This is a genomic window from Burkholderia sp. S-53, assembly GCF_025560745.1.
In the GTDB taxonomy this organism is placed as follows: Bacteria; Pseudomonadota; Gammaproteobacteria; order Burkholderiales; family Burkholderiaceae; genus Burkholderia; species Burkholderia pyrrocinia.
In genome coordinates this window covers 883,110-903,096 of sequence record NZ_CP090484.1, presented here as the reverse complement: position 1 = coordinate 903,096, position 19,987 = coordinate 883,110, and the positions used below count along the sequence as shown (strand labels likewise).

12 protein-coding genes are annotated in these 19,987 nt (G+C 68.3%); 7 read left to right on the top strand and 5 right to left on the bottom strand.

Features of this window, described 5'->3' with window-relative positions; all coding sequences use genetic code 11:
• Positions 1-42 precede the first annotated feature (42 nt).
• The gene (locus LXM88_RS26255; RefSeq protein WP_262545560.1) at positions 43-1,206 is read left to right on the top strand and encodes an ATP-binding protein; all 1,164 of its coding nucleotides are present in this window, start codon (positions 43-45) and stop codon (positions 1,204-1,206) included.
• Positions 1,207-1,251: 45 nt separating this feature from the next.
• Here LXM88_RS26255 and LXM88_RS26250 read toward each other — a convergent pair whose 3' ends face one another.
• Entirely contained in the window at positions 1,252-3,669 is a 2,418-nt protein-coding gene (locus tag LXM88_RS26250; RefSeq protein ID WP_262545558.1) for a patatin-like phospholipase family protein, read from the bottom strand.
• 267 nt (positions 3,670-3,936) lie between these two features.
• Here LXM88_RS26250 and LXM88_RS26245 point away from each other — a divergent pair, with 267 nt between their 5' ends.
• From LXM88_RS26245 to LXM88_RS26225, 5 genes are all read left to right on the top strand, one after another.
• Positions 3,937-4,971, top strand: coding sequence for a rod shape-determining protein (locus tag LXM88_RS26245; RefSeq protein WP_262545556.1), 1,035 nt, complete (start codon positions 3,937-3,939; stop codon positions 4,969-4,971).
• Positions 4,972-5,205: 234 nt separating this feature from the next.
• Positions 5,206-5,865, top strand: coding sequence for a YdcF family protein (locus tag LXM88_RS26240; protein WP_262545555.1), 660 nt, complete (start codon positions 5,206-5,208; stop codon positions 5,863-5,865).
• Positions 5,866-6,591: 726 nt separating this feature from the next.
• Positions 6,592-12,528, top strand: coding sequence for an autotransporter domain-containing protein (locus LXM88_RS26235; protein WP_262545554.1), 5,937 nt, complete (start codon positions 6,592-6,594; stop codon positions 12,526-12,528).
• 180 nt (positions 12,529-12,708) lie between these two features.
• The gene (locus LXM88_RS26230; protein ID WP_262545553.1) at positions 12,709-14,931 is read left to right on the top strand and encodes an amylo-alpha-1,6-glucosidase; all 2,223 of its coding nucleotides are present in this window, start codon (positions 12,709-12,711) and stop codon (positions 14,929-14,931) included.
• 96 nt (positions 14,932-15,027) lie between these two features.
• Positions 15,028-15,279 carry a hypothetical protein gene (locus LXM88_RS26225; protein WP_047902638.1) on the top strand — a complete coding sequence of 84 codons (252 nt, stop codon included), beginning with the start codon at positions 15,028-15,030 and terminating at the stop codon, positions 15,277-15,279.
• A 506-nt stretch (positions 15,280-15,785) separates the two neighbouring features.
• Here LXM88_RS26225 and penR read toward each other — a convergent pair.
• A complete protein-coding gene (gene penR, locus LXM88_RS26220) occupies positions 15,786-16,676 on the bottom strand; it encodes a beta-lactamase transcriptional regulator PenR (RefSeq protein ID WP_262545551.1) in 891 nt (296 codons plus the stop codon).
• 128 nt (positions 16,677-16,804) lie between these two features.
• Here penR and blaPEN-bcc point away from each other — a divergent pair, with 128 nt between their 5' ends.
• Positions 16,805-17,716, top strand: coding sequence for a PEN family class A beta-lactamase, Bcc-type (blaPEN-bcc, locus tag LXM88_RS26215; protein WP_262545550.1), 912 nt, complete (start codon positions 16,805-16,807; stop codon positions 17,714-17,716).
• A 489-nt stretch (positions 17,717-18,205) separates the two neighbouring features.
• Here blaPEN-bcc and LXM88_RS26210 read toward each other — a convergent pair whose 3' ends face one another.
• The 3 genes from LXM88_RS26210 to LXM88_RS37120 all read right to left on the bottom strand — a co-directional run bounded on the left by LXM88_RS26210 (position 18,206) and on the right by LXM88_RS37120 (position 19,817).
• Positions 18,206-18,406 (bottom strand): membrane protein, encoded by a 201-nt coding sequence (locus LXM88_RS26210; RefSeq protein ID WP_047902641.1) that lies wholly within the window; start codon positions 18,404-18,406, stop codon positions 18,206-18,208.
• Positions 18,407-18,967: 561 nt separating this feature from the next.
• Complete coding sequence (locus LXM88_RS26205) at positions 18,968-19,336, bottom strand: antibiotic biosynthesis monooxygenase family protein (RefSeq protein WP_262545548.1); 369 nt, start codon at positions 19,334-19,336, stop codon at positions 18,968-18,970.
• A 34-nt stretch (positions 19,337-19,370) separates the two neighbouring features.
• Entirely contained in the window at positions 19,371-19,817 is a 447-nt protein-coding gene (locus tag LXM88_RS37120) for a MarR family winged helix-turn-helix transcriptional regulator (protein WP_318654715.1), read from the bottom strand.
• Positions 19,818-19,987: the final 170 nt, after the last annotated feature.

The window sequence follows — 19,987 nt, the reverse complement described above, 5'->3', positions numbered from 1 at the left end:
CACGTTCCGCGCGGGCATTCCGCCCGCCAGCCGGGAGCCGCGATGATCCGACGAACCCTTTCGCACCCCGATGCACCGCCGTTGTCGACGCTGCGCTATGTCAGATGGCGCTGGCTGCATTTCCGTCGCGCATGGACCGATACGCGCGCCGACCGCATCCCGAGCTGGTCGCGCCTTTACGTGCGCACCTACCTGCATCTGCTCGGCCTCGTCTTGCTGACCGCGCTCGTGCCGGCGCTCGCGCTGTGCGTCGAATTGTCGCCGCAGGTCGTGTGGCATGCGTTCGACTCGCTGCCGGGCGATATCTGGATCGTGCTCGCGTTCGTGTTCGCCGCGCCCGCGCTCGCGGCGTACCGGTGGATGCGGCCGGTCTGGTCCGATCTCGTGATGGTGCGCGAGCGCGCGATCGACTTCACCGGCGGACGCTTCAACACGCGCGCACGCGAATCGCACAGCGTGATCATCGGCCCGCTCGCGCGCACGCTGAACGCGCTCGCGATGCGCATGGAGCGGCTGATCGCCGCGCAGCGCGATCTCACGAACGGCATCTCGCACGAGCTGCGCACGCCGCTCGCGCGCGTGCGCTTCGCGCTGGAGATGCTGCGCGAGCCCGCTTCCGCTGCCGAATACCAGGGCGCGCTCGAGAGCATCGCGCAGGACGTGACCGAACTCGAGGAATTGATCGACATGAGCCTCACGTTCGCGCGGCTCGAATACAGCTCGCTGCAGTCGAACCTGGAGATGACCGCGCCCGTCGCGTGGTTCGAGCATCAGGTCAACGACGCGCAGCTGCTGTATCCGGAGTGCACGATCGAGTCGCGCGTCGCGCTCGAGTCGGACCTGCGCGTGAAGATGGACCGGCGGCTGATGTCGTACGCGATACGCAACCTGCTGCGCAACGCGAGCAAGTATGCGCAATCGCGGATCGTCGTCGGCATCGCGATGGAGCACGGCAACATCGGGATCTTCGTCGAGGACGACGGCCCCGGCGTACCGGAGAGCGAACGCGAGCGGATCTTCGACGCGTTCGTGCGCCTCGATCGCCGCACCGGAGGCTACGGGCTCGGCCTGTCGATCACGCGGCAGGTGCTCCATGCGCACAACGGTCGGATCGCGGTCGTCGATCCGGCCGAGCTTGGCGGCGCGCGCTTCGAGATCAGCTGGCCGATTGGCACGGCGCGCACCGCGGCCGGCCCCGCGCACTGACGGCGGGGCGCGCGCCGGGGCGTCCCGCGCGGCGCCGGCGCATCGTCAGTACGTGCGGCCGAGCTGCAGGTAGAAGTTGCGGCGGCCGCCGGGCGCGAGCGCGATACCCATGTAGACCGGGCCGAACGCGGTCGACAGGCTCGTGAAGAACGTATAGCTCTGCTTGAGCGTGCCGCCGCCGACCTTCACCCCGCTCAACCAGACATTGCCGACTTCCGCGCTGGCGCCGATCGAAAGCGCCTTGACCGGCGATGCGTTGAACGTCATCAACTGGTTCATGTAGGTCACCTGCGCGTACACGAGTTCGTTGCCGTTCAACTGGTCGGCCGCATAGGCCGACAAATGCTGGAAGCCGCCGAGCGTGAAGTTGAAGGTGTTGATTACATTGGTGCCGCCGATGTTCTTGCCACCTTCGATCGTCGCGCTGATGCTGTGCCGACCGAACTGTTGCGCGATCATCGCTTTGCCGTAGATCTCGGTGTACGGCGCGTCGCTGATCGCGTCGCTGAAATCCTGCGCCGACTCTCCGTTGCGCGACATCAGCGAGCGTTCGACGCGAAACTCGGCGTAGTAGCCCTTGCGGGGGAACATCGGATCGTCGAGCTGGTCGATGACGAGCCGCGCGCGCGCGGTCAGCGCCTGCGCCGAGAAGCTTGGCCACAGCAGCGCCTGGCCGCTGTCGTCGAGCGGGACGTTGTAGGTCGGCGAGCCGTGCCCGGTCACGTAACCGAGACCGATCCGGAAATCGCCGAGCCGCGCGATCGGCAGGCCGAGATCGACACCCGCGCGCGCCGTCTGCATCAGGTATTGCGCCATTTTCACGTTGCCGCTCTGGTCGTACAGGTTCGCGTAGCGGCGCTGGTATTCGGCGTAGGGCGAGATGTAGACGCCGTACGCCATCGGCAGCGGCTGGCGCAATTCGACGCGCGCCGACTGCAGGTCGCTGCCGATCGTCGTATCCGCGCGGAATTCGAGGCCCGATTCGGTGAGCCAGGGCCGCCGGTAGCCGACATGCAGGCGGAAGCCGCCCTCGTCGGTCGAGCTGCTCGACATGCCCAGGCCGAACAGCAGGAAATTCGGTCCCCAGTATTTCTCCCGCGCGTTGATCTCGAGCACGTTGTCGTCGCCGTGGCTGACGATCTGCTGGGTGACGCTCTCGAAGTTGCCGCCCGTCGTCAGCCCGAGCAGGTCCTGGCTGACGGTCTGCGGATCGTAGAGGTCGCCGGGCTTCACGTGCAGCGCGTCGCTGACGACGCGCTTCGGCACGCCGCCGCTCGTCTTGATCTCGATGCGCGTGATCCGGACCGGCGGCGGCAGCGGCTGCGCGTGTGCGGAGCGGTAGGCGGCGTATTCCTCGGGCGTGAGCGCGTAGCGCTTCAGGCGCGGCAGCGCGGCAGTTGCCGCCGCTTCGCCGGCGGAGATGGCCTGGCGCGCGTTCTGGAAATCGGTGAAGCCGAGCGAGCCGAGCGCGGGCGTGAGCAGCACGTCGTTCGCGGTGATCTGCTGGCGCTGGGCGGACACGTTCTGGCGAATCAGGATGCCGACCATCTGCTGCATCACGTCGGCGGGCGACGCGAGCGCGTCGAGCGGGCGCAGTTGCGAGCCGATGTCGACGGCGATCACGACGTTCGCGCCCATCTGCCGCGCGGTGTCGACGGGCAGGTTGCTGACGAGGCCGCCGTCCACCAGCGCGCGCCCGTTGATCTCGGCCGGCGCGAACAGGCCGGGCATCGCCATGCTTGCGCGGATCGCGAGCGGCAGCGAGCCGCGGTCGAGCACGACCATCTGGCCCGTCTGCAGGTCGGTCGCGACTGCGCGGTACGGAATCGGCAGGCGGTCGAACGGCTGGTTGGTCGGCACGGAGGCCGTCCAGTTGGCGAGCAGCGCCTGCAGCCGGTTGCCCTGCACGAGGCCGACCGGCGCTTTCACGCCTTTCTTGCCGAAGCCGAGCGTCAGCCCGTTGATGTACAGGCGTTCGTCTTCCCGGCTGGATTGCGGCAGGTCCGCGCGGTCGGTCACGTCGAACGCGATATCCGCGAGGTTGACCTCCGACAGCCGCTTTTGCATGTCGTCGGCGGCCATCCCGCTCGCGTACAGGCCGCCGACCACGGCGCCCATGCTGGTGCCCGCGATGCAGTCGACCGGGATACGGTTTTCCTCGAGCACCTTCAGCACGCCGAGGTGCGCGTAACCGCGCGCGCCGCCGCCGGACAGCACGAGGCCGATCGACGGCCGGCCGGCCGGGCCGCCGTCGGCCGTGCAGTCGTGCGTGGCGGCGGGTGTCGCGGCAGCGGCAGCGGTAGCGGCGGTGGCAGCAGCCACGGACGTGCCGGCTGCAGCGAGGGCGGGCGCGGGTTCGGTGGCCGGCAGCGGTTGCGCGACGACCGTGCAGCACCAGAAGGCGACGAGCGTCGTGCAGAGCGGGCGCACCCGCGCCCAGCGGGAGGAAACGGTCGCTGTCATGGTGGAAATACCTGGGTGATCGGGCGTCTGCGGCCTGCCGGGAGCAGGCAAGACCGAGAGATTACCGTGTTTTACAGGCGCAACGCGAGAGGCCGTCGCGTAGCCGGACACGTCCGGAACGGTATCTTTGACAATTTCGTCGCGAAATAATCATTAGAATTACCTAAAGTATCGGAACGATTTGCCGCTAACTTCATGATGGGGCGGCAGGCGCGCCGCGGGGAAGCGGCGGGGTCGTCCCGATCCGTTCGCTCACAAAGGTTTGATATGTCGACACCGCTGTTCGGAAAGTTGTTTGCGCAACCCGTTGCGATCGACCCTGGAACGGCGAGTACGCAGATCTATACGCACGAGCGCGGCGTGGTGCTGAACCAGCCGTCGGTGGTCTGCTTCCGCAAGGCCGGCGCGACCGATGCGCGGCCGACGCTCGAAGCCGTCGGCGAGCTCGCGAAGGCGCTGCTCGGCCGCGAACCGGGGCATCTCGAAGCCGTGCGGCCGATGCGGCACGGCGTGATCGCCGACGCGCACGCGGCCGAGCAGATGATCCGCAGCTTCATCGACATGTCGCGCACGCGTTCGCGCTTCGGCCGGCGCGTCGAGGTCACGCTGTGCGTGCCGTCCGATGCGACGGCCGTCGAGCGCCGCGCGCTCCGCGAGGCCGCGTTCGCGGCGGGTGTGTCGGAGGTCGAACTGATCGAGGAATCGCTGGCTGCCGGGCTCGGCGCGGGGCTGCCGGTGACCGAGCCGGTCGGCTCGATGGTCATCGACATCGGCGGCGGGACGACCGAAGTCGCGGTGATCGCGCTCGGCGGCATCGTCTACCGCGAGGCGATCCGCGTCGGCGGCAATCAGTTCGACGCGGCGATCGTGAACCATGTTCGCAACCTGTACGGCGTGCTGCTCGGCGAGCAGACGGCCGAGCACGTGAAGAAGACGATCGGCTCGGCCACCAGCGCGGTGCCGCGCACGTCGACGCGCGCGGTCGGGCGCAGCATCAGCGATGGCCTGCCGCGCTCGGTCGAGCTGTCCAACCACGACGTCGCGGACGCGCTGGCCGCGCCGCTCAAGCAGGTGATCGGCGCGGTGAAGTCGGTGCTGGAAAATGCGCCGGCCGAACTCGTGACCGACATCGCGAATCGCGGCGTGGTGCTGACGGGCGGGGGCGCGCTGCTCGCCGATCTCGAACGCCTGCTGTACGACGAGACCGGGGTGATCGCACGGATCGCCGACGAGCCGGCCACCTGCGCGGTGCGCGGCGCCGGCGAGGCGATGGGGCGGCTGGCGATGTGTCCGGCCGATTGACGCGGTTCAGGCCGGCCGGGCATCGCAGCGCGGCGCAGCCATTCTGATTCTTTCGATCTCCATAGCGCCGGCCCGGCTTCCCGCGCAACGCGCATCGGTCATCTTTCCAGCAGGTCGGTAACGGCACGGCATCGGTCGGCCGCGTGGACGCGCGCGAGCGCGCCGTGCTAGCGTTACGCGCCCATGCCGGGCCGGGCCAGCCGATGCGCCCGACGACCTGAGAGACCGAAAACCTTGAAATACCGAACCAAACGGGGCTTTGCGGCCCGAGCGGGCCGCCTGCTGGCCGTCGTCGCGTGCATCTGGGCCGCCGCGGCCGTCGCGCTCGTCGTGTCCGGGATGCGGATGCCGAGCGAGCCGGCCGACGTCGCCGTGATCTTCGGCAATGCGCTCGACGATACGGGCGCGCCGAAGCCCGTCCTCGCGGCCCGGCTCGACGTCGGCGTGCGCTGCTACCGCACGGGGCAGTGCCCCGCGTTTCTGGTCAGCGGCGCGATCGACGGCCCCGGGCTGAACGAAGCGACCGCCATGCGCGACTATCTCGTGGCGCGCGGCGTGCCGGCCGACCGGATCGCCGTCGACGACCAGGGCGACAACACGCTCGCGACCGCGCAGCACACGCTTGCGTACCTGCAGGCGCACCGCGTGTCGCGCGTGCTGATCGTCAGCCAGTACTACCACCTTGCACGGGCGCGCCTCGCGTTCGAGCGCGTCGGCATCGCGCGGGAGAACATCTATGCCGCGTATCCGCACCGCTTCCAGTTGCGCGACGTCTATTCGAGCTGGCGCGAAGTGCCGGCCTACGCGGTCTATGCGGTGCGTCTGTGGATGAATCCCGATGCGCGGCCGGTCTCGTTCCGGCCGATGCTTTACCTGATTAGCCTGTTTTCCTGACGCGATGCACGGGGGCGAACGCCCCCGGCATCTGATTTTCTCCGTCCTGCTTTCCTGCCGTTTCATGCCGGATGCGGCATGCCTTCTTTTCTCGCCGGCCGAACGGATGTGATTGGCGACGGATCCGCGATAACGATTCGCATTTCAGGTCTGATGCAAGACGGAAATCGAAGCGATTTTGCCGAGCGCATGAAAGTCCGGTTTTTATTTGATTATTAAACGGATGCTTATCATTCGTGTCGGCTGTTTGTCGGAATGAAAATATTGCGCTGCAAAAGTCACGACTTTTGAATCGAGGCCGTATATCCGTGTTTCCACGGATGCGGAAACTCCGATATTTTTGCGAAAGATCAAAATAAACCGGCTGAAAAGCTGCTCGATGCTACCGCCGTACACGCAGCGGCGGGTAAAAAATACATGCTCGTTGGCCCTTGATCCGATGGGTAAACATCGACTGGAAAATGGCGTTACTTTGATATAGCCTTGTCTGACAATAGCGGGGCGGTAATCAAATCAACCAGAAAATCGCTGCATAAAATCAGGGGCCACCATCGTGTCATTCGACTAGTTTCGCGTTCGCAGCCCGGGGCTTATCAAAAATTCTTCCGTGAATAGACCGACGTCGCATTGCGACCGCCGGCGGGCGCGCTTTCGTTCGTGATTTTCTGCTGCGTGCCGTCGCGTGTGGGCGCAATACCTATACCAAAGTGAATAATGAGGGAAAGCATGAACCTTGCGCGTTCGAAAAAAGCCGGCGAGCCGTTCCCGAGACTGCTGTTGCCGACGGGTGTTTTCCTGGCGCTGTCCGGCGCCGGCATCGTTCCCGCCCAGGCGACCTGCAGCACGGCAGGCACGACGGTGACCTGTTCCGGTATTGCTAACCCACTGCAGCCGAGCTACTCGAACAGCGCGAACAACATAAATGCGACGGTCAACCCCGGCGCGAGCGTCGGCGTGCTGCTCGGCGTCGGCGGCACCGCGATGTCGCTGACCGGCAACAACAACACGCTGACCAACAACGGCACGATCGACCCCTCCGCGCTCGGCTCGGGGCTCGGCGTGCTGTCGAGCGGCGCGGTGGTCGGCAATGCGTCGGCGAGCGCGAACACCACCGTCGTCAACAACGGCACGATGAACGGCTCGACCGGCGTGGCGATCAGCGGCGTGACGGGCATGGCGCTGTCGGTCCAGAACGGCACCGGCGGCACGTCGCACATCACGAACACCGGCACGATCGGGTCCAACCCGCTGGTCGGTGCGACCCTCGTCGGCGCCGACGCACCCGTGGTCGCCGCATACGGCGGCGGCCAGGTCAATATGTCGAACAGCGGAACGATCAACGGCCGCGTATCGTTCGGCACGAACGGCACGCCCGGGCAGGGCAATACGTTCACCAACTCGGGCACGATCAACGGCGGCGTGTCGATGGGCGCGAACAGCAACAACACGTTCAATGCCGTGACCGGCTCGTCGGTCAACGCGGCGGGCGGCACCGGCGGGGCGTTCAACATCACGATCGGCCCGAACACGCTCAACGTGGCGGCGACGGGCGTCGTCGACGGCGGCGCGGGCGGCAACAACACGCTCAATCTGCAGCAGGGGACGTCGGCGAATGGCACGATCGCGGTCAACAACTACATCAACTTCAACCATCTCGACGTCAACAGCGGCAACTGGACGATCAACGGCGCGTCCACCGCGCAGGACGCGACGCTGGCGGGCGGCGTCGCGATCATCAACAACAACGCGTCGCTCGGCACCGGCACCATCACGTCGACCGGCGGTGCGCTGCAGGCGGGCGCGGCAGGGCTCAACGTCGCCAATGGCGTGACGCTCGGCACGGGCGGGCTGACGGTGCAGGGCGCGACCGGGCTCACGCTGTCGGGGACGGTGTCGGGCAGCGGCGCGCTGACGAAGAACGACGGCGGCACGCTGACGCTGTCGGGCGCGAACACGTTCACGGGCGGCACGAACCTGAACGGCGGCGGCCTGGTGCTCGGCAACAACGGGTCGCTCGGCACCGGCGCAGTGAACGTCAATGCGTCGGCGTCGCTCGACACGAGCACGAACGTCACGCTCGGCAACACGATCAATCTGAACAACAGCGCGACGCTGACGCTCGGCGGCAGCAACGATATCGGGTTGTCCGGCGCGATCAGCGGAAACGGCGGACTCGTGAAGAACGGCTCGACGACGGCGACGCTGACGGGCGTGAACACCTACACCGGCGATACGACGATCAACGGCGGCACGCTCGCGCTGAGCGGAGCCGGCAGCCTGGCGACGACCGGCACGGTCAACCTGACCGGCGCGGGCGCGACGTTCGACCTGAGCAACGCGTCGGGCGCGCGGACGATCGGCGCGCTGGCGGGCTCGGCTGGCTCGAACGTCACGCTCGGCGGCAATTCGCTGACGCTCGACGCCAACATCAATGCGACCTACGCAGGCACGATCAGCGGCGCGGGCAGCGTGACGCTGACAGGTTCCGGCACGCAATCGCTGACCGGCACGAACACCTACTCGGGCGGCACGAACCTGAACGGCGGCAGTCTCTCCGTCGGCAGCAGCACGTCGCTCGGCACCGGCGCGGTGAACGTGAGCGGCTCGTCGACACTCGACGCGAGCACCAACGTGTCGCTGGCGAACAACATCAACATCGCGACGAGCACGACGCTGACGCTCGGCGGCACCACTGCGCTCGGTCTGAGCGGTGTGATCTCCGGCGGGGGCGGTCTCGTGAAGAACGGCGCGGCGACGGCCACGCTGACGGGCGTGAACACCTTCACGGGCGGCACGACGGTCAACGCCGGCACGCTGGCGATCGGCGCGGGCGGCAGCCTGGCGGCGGGCAGCGCGATGAACCTGGCCGGCGCGGGCGCGACGCTCGACCTGAGCAACGCGACGATCGCGCAGACGCTCGGCGCGCTGTCGGGCGTGACGGGCTCGAACATCAATCTAGGCAGCAATGCGCTGACGCTGGGCGGCACCGGCAGCAGCACCTTCAGCGGTGCGATCAGCGGCACGGGCAGCCTGACGTTGACCGGCACCGGCACGCAGACGCTGAACGGCGCGAGCACCTATTCGGGCGGCACGAACCTGACCAGCGGCGGCCTGGTGCTCGGCAACAACGCGGCGCTCGGCACCGGTGCGCTGAACGTCGGCGGCGCGGCCACGCTCGATACGAACGCGAGCCTGACGGTCGGCAACGCGGTCAACCTCGGCACCGGCGCGGCGCTGACGCTCGGCGGCAGCAACGCACTCGGGCTGAGCGGCGCGATTTCCGGCACGGGCGCGCTCGTGAAGAACGGCGCCGCGACGACCACGCTGACGGGCGCGAACACGTACACGGGCGGCACGACGATCAATGCCGGCACGCTTGCGCTCGGCGCGGGCGGCAGCCTCGCGTCGACGGGGGCGGTGAGCCTCGCCGGCGCGGGCGCGACGCTCGACGTGAGCGGCGCGGCGGGCGCGCAGGCGATCGGCGCGCTGTCGGGCGCGGCCGGCACCAACGTGACCCTCGGCAACAACGCGCTGACGATCGGCGGCACGGCCAGCGGCACCTTCGGCGGCGCGATCTCCGGCACGGGCAGCCTGACGCTGGCCGGCACCGGCACGCAAACGCTGACCGGCGCGAACACCTACACGGGCGGCACGACGATCAACGGCGGCAGCACGCTCGCGCTCGGCGCGGGCGGCAGCCTGGCGTCGAGCGGCGTGGTGAACCTGGCCGGCGCGGGCGCGACGTTCAACCTGAGCGGGGCATCAGGCGCGCAGACGATCGGCGCGCTGACCGGCGGGACCGGCACGAACGTGAACCTCGGCGGCACCGGACTGACGCTGAGCGGCAACGGCAGCAATACGTTCGGCGGCGCGATCTCCGGCACGGGCGGCCTGACGCTGGCTGGCACCGGCACGCAAACGCTGACCGGCGCGAACACCTACACGGGCGGCACGACGATCAACGCCGGCACGCTCGCGATCGGAGCGGGCGGCAGCCTGGCGTCGAGCGGCGCGGTGAACCTGGCCGGCGCGGGCGCGACGCTCGACCTGGGCGGCGCGACCGGCGCCCAGTCGCTCGGCGCGCTGTCGGGCGTGACGGGCTCGAACATCAACCTGGGCAGCAATGCGCTGACGCTGGGCGGCACCGGCAGCGGCACCTTCAGCGGGGCGATCAACGGCGCCGGCAGCCTGACGCTGGCCGGCAGCGGCACGCAGACGCTGAACGGCGCAAGCACCTATTCGGGCGGCACGACCCTGACCAGCGGCGGCCTGGTGCTCGGCAACAACGCGGCGCTCGGCACCGGTGCGCTGAACGTCGGCGGCGCGGCCACGCTCGATACGAACGCGAGCCTGACGGTCGGCAACGCGGTCAACCTCGGCACCGGCGCGGCGCTGACGCTCGGCGGCAGCAACGCACTCGGGCTGAGCGGCGCGATTTCCGGCACGGGCGCGCTCGTGAAGAACGGCGCCGCGACGACCACGCTGACGGGCGCGAACACGTACACGGGCGGCACGACGATCAATGCCGGCACGCTTGCGCTCGGCGCGGGCGGCAGCCTCGCGTCGACGGGGGCGGTGAGCCTCGCCGGCGCGGGCGCGACGCTCGACGTGAGTGGCGCGACGGGCGCGCAGACGATCGGCGCGCTGTCGGGCGCGGCCGGCACCAACGTGAATCTCGGCGGCAACGCGCTGGCGCTGAACGGCGCCGGCACCGCGTTCGGCGGCACGATCGCGGGCGCGGGCGGCGTCACGGTGGCGAGCGGCACCCAGGTGCTGACCGGCAGCAACACGTACACGGGCGGCACCACGATCGCGGCCGGCGGCACGCTGCAGCTCGGCAACGGCGGCACGTCGGGCAGCGTCGCGGGCAACATCGCCAACAACGGTGCGCTCGTCTTCAACCAGTCCGGCAGCGTGACGGTCGCCAGCATCCTGTCCGGCAGCGGCTCGCTCACGCAGGCGGGCAGCGGCCAGCTGACGCTTACCGGCACGAACACGCTGTCCGGGCCGACGACGGTCGCGGCCGGCACGCTGGCCGTCAACGGCTCGCTGGCCGCATCGGCCGTGACCGTGCAGGGCGGTGCGACGGTGACGGGCACCGGCACGATCGGCGGCCTCGTCGTCGTGAGCGGCGGTACCGCGTCGCTGTCGCAGCCGGGGCAGGCGCTGAACGTCGCGGGCAACGTGACGTTCCAGCCGGGCTCGACGATGCTGGTCGCCACGACGCCGCAGCAAAGTGGCAGCCTCGCGGCGACGGGCGGCGCGACGCTGAACGGCGGCAACGTGCAGGTGGTCGCGAGCCAGGCGTCGTACCAGGCCAACCAGCCGTACACGATCCTGAGCGCGGTCGGCGGCGTGCAGGGGCAGTTCACGGGCGTGAGCTCGAACTATGCGTTCCTGACGCCGACGCTCACTTATGATCCGACCCACGTGTACCTGCAGTTGGGGTCGAACGGCAAGTCGTTCGCGTCGGCCGCGACGACGCCGAACGAAGTGGCGGTCGCCACGGCCATCGACACGCTGGGCAACGGCAACCCGGTGTACGACTCAGTGCTCATCGCCGACGCGCCGACCGCGCGCACCGCGTTCCGGCAGCTCGGCGGCGAGTTCTATGCGAGTGCGAAGAGCATGCTGATGACCGACAGCCGCTACGTGCGCGACGCGGTGTCGGACCGCGTGCGCCAAGGGCTCGCGGTGGGCTCGGGGCCGCTCGCGGCGCTGTCGTCGGGCGGCTCGGCGCTGTGCGACGACACGGGCGCGGCCGCGGCGCGCGGCAACACGCTGGCGCCCGAGCAGCGGCTCGGCTCGCACGCCGGCTGCGTCAGCAACGTGCCGTACCGGCCGGTCGTGTGGGGGCAGGGCTTCGGCGGCCGCAGCCGGCTGGCCGGCGACGGCAACGCGTCGACGATCAACCGCAGCATGACGGGCTTCATCGCCGGCGCGGACATGGCGCTCAACGACCGCACGCGCGTCGGCGTTGCTGGCAGCGTCACGCACAGCTCACTCGACAACGACCAGGCTTCGTCGGCGTCGCTCAATAGCTACTCGGTCGTGCTGTACGGCGGCGCGCAGTTCGATGCGCTGGGCGTGCGCGGCGGCGCGGCGTACACGTGGCACCGGATCAACAGCGATCGCCATCCGTCGTACACGGGCTTCAGCGACAGCAACTCGGCCGGCTACGATGCGAACACCACGCAGGTGTTCGGCGAGGTCGGCTACGCGATTCCGGTCGGGCGCGTCGCGCTCGAACCGTTCGCCGGGCTCGCATACGTGCGGCTGCACACGAGCGGCTACGCGGAAACCGGCGGCGCGGCCGCGCTGCGCACCGATGCGGACACGAGCCACGTCGGCTTCTCGACCCTCGGCGTGCGCGCGGCGACGGAACTCGGCGTGCTCGCGAAGGGCGCGCTGACCGCGCGCGGGACGGTCGGCTGGCGGCATGCGTTCGGCAACGCGCGGCCGACGTCGACGTTCACGTTCGCGAGCGGCAGCTCGTCGTTCCAGGTCACGGGCGTGCCGATCGCGCGCGACAGCGCGGTGCTCGAGGTCGGGCTCGACGCGAGCGTCACGAAGAACCTGACGCTCGGCGTGTCGTACAGCGGCCAGTACGGCAGCGGCGTGCGCGACAACGCGGTGCTCGGCAACATCCTGTGGAAGTTCTGACCGGCGCGTAACACGCCCACATCGGCGCCCGCATCGGCGCCGGCCCGCGACGCCCTGCGGCGACGGCAACGTCGCATGGCGTCGCGGCCGTTTCGTCGCTGCGCACGTCCCCCGTTCTGGCCTATCCTGTGCGAAACACGCGACGCGCGCCGCGCGTTGCGCCTCGACACAGGAGCATCGATGCCGAATCACGCCGAAGCCACGACGACGCAGGCGCCGCAAGTCGCGCCTGCTGCCCCGACCCCAGCGTCGGGCCCCGCATTCATCGCGCCCGAAGCCGATCCGCAGGTGCTCGCGCGCAACAACCAGTACGTGCTGAAATCCGGCGACGCGTTCGTGGTCAGCGACGCGCTCGGCGACGTCGGCGGTCACGACGACGGCCTGTTCGTCGACGACATGCGCGTGCTGTCGAAATGGCGCCTGACGTTCGGCGGCCGTGCGCCGTCGCTGTTGTCGGGCGCGACGAGCGCCGACAACGCATCGTTTACCGCACACCTGACGAACCGCCCGCTGCCGCCGCTCGGCGGCCGCGAGACACCCGAGGGCGTGATCCATATCGAGCGGATGCGCGTGCTCGCGGGCGACGTGCTGTACGAGGCGCTGACGCTGACGAACTACGGCGCGAGCGAAGCCGAGGTGCCGCTGTCGCTGTCGTTCGCGGCCGATTTCAAGGACATGTTCGAGGTGCGCGGCACGCAGCGCCCGAAGCGCGGCACCGTGGTGGCGCCGCGCGTCGACGCGGGCGCGGTGCGGCTGCGCTACGACGGCCTCGACGGCGTCGAGCGCAACGTGACCGTGCATTTCTCGCCGGCGCCCGACGCGCTGTCGGTCGATCGTGCCGACTACACGCTGACGATCGCCGCGCAGGCGTGCGTGTCGATCTACCTGACCGTCGACGCGACGCTCGGCCCGGCGCACAGTGAAGTGCCCGGGTGCGGCCGCGTCGCGTTGCGCACCGCGCTCGTCGGCGTGCATCGCGAGATGCGTGCGCGGCGCGAGTCGATGGCGCGCGTGAACACCGGCAATCCGCTGTTCGACGCGTGGCTCGACCGTTCGCTCGCGGATCTCGGGCTGCTCACGACGCAACTCGACACGGGGCCGTACCCGTATGCGGGCATTCCGTGGTTCTCGACGCCGTTCGGCCGCGACGCGGTGATCACGTCGCTGCAGATGCTGTGGCTGCAGCCGTCGCTTGCACGCGGCGTGCTGCGTTTCCTGGCCGAGCACCAGGCGCGCGAGACGTCCGCGTTTCGCGACGCGGAGCCCGGCAAGATCATGCACGAGTTCCGCCGCAGCGAGATGGCCGCGACGGGCGAGGTGCCGTTCGCGCTGTACTACGGCGGTGTCGACACGACCCCGCTGTTCATCGTGCTGGCCGGCGCGTATGTCGAACGCACCGGCGACGATGCGCTGATCGACGAGCTGTGGCCCGCGCTCGAGCGCGCCGCGCAATGGGTGATCGACAAGTGCGACCGCAATCCTTACGGACTGCTCGATTATCAGCGCACGTCGGAGCGCGGCCTCGCGAACCAGGGCTGGAAGGACAGCCACGATTCGGTGTTCCATGCGGACGGCCGCTTCCCGGACGGGCCGATCGCGCTCGTCGAAGTGCAGGCCTATGCGTGCGCGGCGCTCGATGCGATGTCCGAATGCTCGCACCGGCGCGGCCATGCGGCCGACGCGACGCGCTACGCGCTGCGCGCGAAGACGCTGCGCGAGCAGGTCGACGCGCTGTTCTGGATGCCGGAAGGCGATTTCTACGGGATCGCGCTCGACGGTCATGGCGACCTGTGCCGCGTGTTCGCATCGAACGCGGGCCACCTGCTCGCGTTCGGGCTGCCCGATGCCGAGCGCGGCGCGGCGGTCGCCGGCGTGCTCGGCTCGACACTGTTCCAGACGGGCTGGGGTATTCGCACGCTTGCGGCCGGCCAGCCGCGCTTCAACCCGATGGCGTATCACAACGGGTCGGTGTGGCCGCACGACAATGCGCTGATCGCTCGCGGCCTCGCGCGCTACGGCGACAAGACGGCCGCGGTGAACCTGCTGCGCGCGTTGTTCGAGGCGGCGGTGAGCTTCGAGATGCGCTTGCCCGAGCTGTTCTGCGGGTTCCCGCGTCGGCGCGGCGAACCGCCGACCGCCTATCCGGTCGCGTGCCTGCCGCAGGCATGGGCGGCCGGTGCGCCGTTCATGATGCTGCAGGCGTGCCTCGGCGTGAGCATCGATGCATCGCGCCACGAGGTGCGCGTCGAGCGCCCGGCGCTGCCGGAAGGTGTCGACTGGTTGAGGATCGATGCACTGCGCGTCGGCGACGAAACCGTGTCGCTGACGTTCCGCCGCGTCGACGGTCAGGTCGTCGCGTCGGCGGAGCAACCGGGCCGCGTGAAGGTGGTCGCGGTGCTTTAGCGCGGCGCTGCGCGAACGTTGCGCGATGTCGCGCCACGTTCGCGCGCAGCGGCATAGAATCGTGACATGACCCTTGAACGATGGCGGAGGTAGACGATGACGACCGACAACCGGCCCGACGACGGCGAGCAGAAGCTCGAGAATCTGGAAGCGGCGGTCGACCACCTGCACAAGTCGATCGAATCGCAGAGCATCGCGGTCGGCGCGGCGAAGGGCATCCTGTTCAGCCTGATCGAAACCCTCGGCGCACTGATCGGCGATCCCGACCTGCCCGAACATGCGCGCTCGGGCTATCAGGCGCTGCGCGACAAGGCGAGCGAATTGCGCGGCGGGCTCGACCGGCATTGACGCACGAATTGCACCGGCGCCCGCCGCACGGGCGGCGCCGGTGCTGCCCGATTCTGCAGACGAAGCACAAAACCCCGTGCGCTCAATGAGTTAGGCGGCCGATACGCAGGATATCCACAAGCTTGCCAACACAATCTGTGGAGAACCGGCCGGCGTCGGGCCGGGTGCGCGGTGCGTGCCCGGTGCGCGGTTCGAATGCCGTTGCGCTGCCGCACCATTGACCGGTCAAGGTCCTCGTATCGAATCCCCTTGTGTATCAAGATGTTACGCGCCTGATCTGATGGATATCCACAGGCTTGCCAACAAAATCTGTGGACAACTTGCAATCGATTGCGTCGCATTGGTTGAGGATCCGGCCTGAATGCGATCGGCGTGAGAGGCCCGTGCGCACGGGCTGCCCGATGTGTGCATCGCCACGGTAATTCGTGCGCGATCAAGGGCTTAGGTCCCGGGTACCCAGGATATCCACATCCTTGCCAACACTTTCTGTGGACAAGCGCAGCGCGTTACGCGGCCGGCGCCGTGTCGGCCGCCTCGGCCGCGATCCAGTCGCGAAAGAGCGTCATCGCGGGCGTGAGCGGTTTCGACTTCAGCGACGTGAGCCAGTAGCCGCCCGCGCGCACGTCGATGTCGAGCGGCCGCGCGAGCAGGCCGATCTGCAGTTCGCGCGCGAACATGCAGGCGGGCGCAAGCGCGACGCCCGCGCCCTGCATCGCGGCCTCGACCATCAGCCGCGACGAATCGAACACGGGCCCGTTGACCGTCCACGGTTCGAGTTGCGCGGCGTCGAACCAGCCGAGCCATTCGTCGGTGCGGTACGAGCGCAGCAGCGTTTCATTGGCGAGATCGGCCGGCTGCGCGAGGCGCCGCGCGATGTCCGGCGCGCACAGTGCGGTGAGCGGCGCATCGAGCAGGCGCTCGTTGCGCGTCGCCGGCCAGTTGCCTTCGCCAAAGCGGATCGCGAAGTCGAGACCTTCGGCGGCGAGGTCGACGACGTTGTTGTTGGTCCGCAGCCGCAGCTCGACGAACGGGTGCGTATCGCCGAACTGCTTCAGCCGCGGCATTAGCCAGCCTATGGCAAAGGTGCCGACGACGCCGAGCGTCAGCACCTCGTGGAAACGCCCGCCGTCGAACTGCTTGAGCACCGTCTCGATGCGGCTGAATGCATCGCTCAGCACGGGCAGCAGTGCGCGCCCCTCGTCGGTGAGCCCGAGACCGCGCGGCAGCCGCGTGAACAGCGTGCAGCCCAGCCGTTCCTCGAGCGAGCGAACCTGCTGGCTGACGGCTGCCTGGGTCACGCTCAGCTCGAGGCCGGCGCGCGTGAAGTTCAGGTGGCGCGCGGACGATTCGAACGCGCGCAGCGCATTGAGCGGAAGATGGGGGCGGAGCTTCGTCATAAGATTTTCTTTTGTCAGCGCTCAATTATCGTTGCTTGTCAGGCAACCGTAAAGTCCCGATAGTGCTGTCTCGGCGGCCGGCCGTCTTCAACACCATTTCGCGTCCATTCCATCATGAGACAACCGACATGACCCATTCATCGAAACGTCGAACCCTGTTGCTGGCCGCCGCGACGGCGCCACTCGTCCTGACCGTCACCGCGTGCGCATCGTCGCAGGCCGTCGCGCCGGACGAGGCTGCGCTGCCGAACGCGGCGGCCGCGGCGACGCTTGCCCAACTCGAACGCGACGCGGGCGGCCGTCTCGGCGTGTGTGCGATCGACACCGCGAGCGGCCGGCGCGTCGAGCATCGCGCCGGCGAGCGCTTCCCGTTCTGCAGCACGTTCAAGGCGATGCTGAGTGCGGCGGTGCTTGCGCAGAGCGTCGCGCGTCCGGGATTGCTGCAACAGCGCGTGACGTACGGAAAGGCCGATCTCGTCAACTATTCGCCGGTGACGGAGAAGCATGTCGACGCGGGCATGACGGTCGCCGCACTGTGCGAGGCCACGATCCAGTACAGCGACAACGCGGCCGCGAACCTGCTGATGAAGCTGATCGGCGGCCCGTCGGCGGTGACTGCGTACGCGCGCTCGATCGGCGACGACACGTTCCGGCTAGATCGATGGGAGACCGAACTGAATACCGCACTGCCGGGCGACTTGCGCGACACGACGACGCCCGCCGCGATGGCCGCGAGCATGCGCGTGCTGACGCTCGGCGATGCGTTGCCGGCCGCGCAGCGTGCGCAGCTCGTGACCTGGCTGCGCGGCAACAAGGTCGGCGACAAGCGGATCCGCGCGGGCGTGCCGGCCGGGTGGACGGTCGGCGACAAGACGGGCACCGGCGACTACGGGACGACGAACGACGCGGGCGTCGTGTGGGCGCCGTCGCGTGCGCCGATCGTGCTGGTCGTGTACTACACGCAGGCGCATGCCGATGCGCGGGCGAAGGACGATGTGATCGCCGACGTCGCGCGCGTCGTGGTTGCGGCGCTCGGTTGAGCAGGGCGGCGCGGCGTGCGCGACGGGATGCGCATGCACGCCGTGCCGCAGTCGTGACCCGCGCGACCAAACGTTGTGCGATCAACGACTTAGGGCACGCATGCTCAGGATATCCACATGCTTGCCAACAAAAATTGTGGACAAGCCCGCGAGCGGCCGCGTTCGTCGTGAAGCACGCCGCCGTGCCGTGTTTGAAGCGGCGCGGACAAAGTCTTTCGGATCAAGTGCTTGGCTGCGGTATGCGCAGGCTATCCACATGCTTGCCAACACAATCTGTGGACAAGCCGGCCAAGCCGGTCAGCACGCGCGGCAGGCGGCCCGTCACGCCGAGCAACGATGCGTGGCCGGCGATTTGCCGGCCTCGTGCCGCATTCGAAGCGGCGCGGACAAAGTCTTACGGATCAAGCGCTTGGCTGCGGTATGCGCAGGCTATCCACATGCTTGCCAACACAATCTGTGGACAAGCCTGTTCGTCCGTCGCCCCGGCAGTCAGCCTTGCCGATCGTCGACGGTGGGCCAGCGCGCGAACGCGAACACCCACAACATGATGAAGTTCAGGACCGGCACGAACATCGTCAGGATCCACCAGCCCGAATGCCCGGTGCGCCGGACGATGCGGACATACGGATAGACGACGACGGCGACAAGCACGAGCGAGACGAGCAACTGCCACGCGGTGAAGTGTTCCATGGCCTTCCTCGGAGTGATGTGTCGTAGTGTGGTGCCGGCGGAACGGCCGACCCGTTGCGCCGACGCGCGAGCCCGGCGATGCGCGGCTGCGTACGGCTCGCGTGATAGTGACGCGTGGCGGGCGCGAGCGTCAAGGCGCGGGTGGCGCGCCGCCGTGGCGCCGGATCGTCCGTATTCGCGCATGCTCGAGCCGCATGTTGCCGAAACGGTGACGCGGCGCATGAATCTGAGGCCGATCAACGGGTTAGCGCATGCTTGCGCAGGATATCCACAAGCTTGCCAACAAAATCTGTGGGTAAGTGGCGCGGCACGCAGGCTGCGATCGTGTTGTGCGCCGTCGTGGCGTCGTGATGCGAAGTGCGGCGAAGCGGCGCGCGAGAAGGTCGTCGCACGAGCCTCGTCTGCATCACGCGTGCCAAAGTCCATCGGATCAAGGGTTTAGCGCTGCGGTGCGCAGGATATCCACAAGCTTGCCAACATTTTCTGTGGAGAACTGCGCGTTCGCGATCGGCGGGCACGACACCGGCCGATGCCACGTGTTGCCTCGAATCGCGCGGGCGCTCACGCCGTGCAAATACCGGCCACGCCGACTTTCTGGAACAGGTGCGGGCTGGCGACCGCGGACGACGGATAGGCCGAGAGCTTGGCGACGAACTCGGGATGCGTGAACGCCGCGCGAAACGCGTCGGTCGATTCCCAGATCGCATAGTTCAAGTAAGTCGGACTGTCGCCGAGCGCGCGATGAAGCTGGGTCGAGATGAATCCCGGCTGCCGTTTCATGAATTCGGCGTCGTCCTTCCACACGGCCAGAAAGTCCGCTTCGTCCGCTGGATCCAGCGTGAACACGTTGACGAGGACGACTGGCTCCGCGGCGATGCCGAGCTGCTGCTGGATCGGAAAGTTCGGATCCATCGGTTTGAACTGGGGCATGGGAACTCCTGTGGGTAGTGGGTCGACCGCGTGATCACGCGTGGCCATCCTGGCCATGCGCGCTGGACATTGCCGAAAGAACGCGAATCGCCGCATCCAGGTCGGCCGAACTGAAGTCGCCGGCGATGTCGCGAACGTGCTGTTGCCATTGCCCGACCACCGCCTGATAGGCCGCGTCGCCGCGCGGTGTCAGCGCATACAGCGGCGATCGCTTGTGCGCCGGATTCGGCAGCGACCGGACCAGCCCTTCGTCGACGAGCACGTTGATCTGTTTCAGCACGGCCTGCCGCGTGATGCCCATCGCGTCGGCGATCTGCGGGATGTTCGGGGCTTCGGGCGCCATCGAGATGGCGCCCAGCACTTGCCAGCGCGCACTGGTCAAGCCGTGCGGCCCGGCAAAGGCGTTGCCCCATTCGATCAGCAGGCCGTTCAACCGGAATACGGACAGCGCGACGGCGGTCAACTTCGCGGATTTCGTCATATTCGATAAACGTGATGAATTGACAACTACTTTACGTAAACGACAACCAGTTGTCAAATGTGTGCGTGCGTCGCCGAACCATGCCGGGCAGACAGACTTGTGACGTGTTCCGGCACCGATGGCATCGGCAGCGGCGGATTGCCGGCCGACAAAAAAGAACCTGGAGAGAA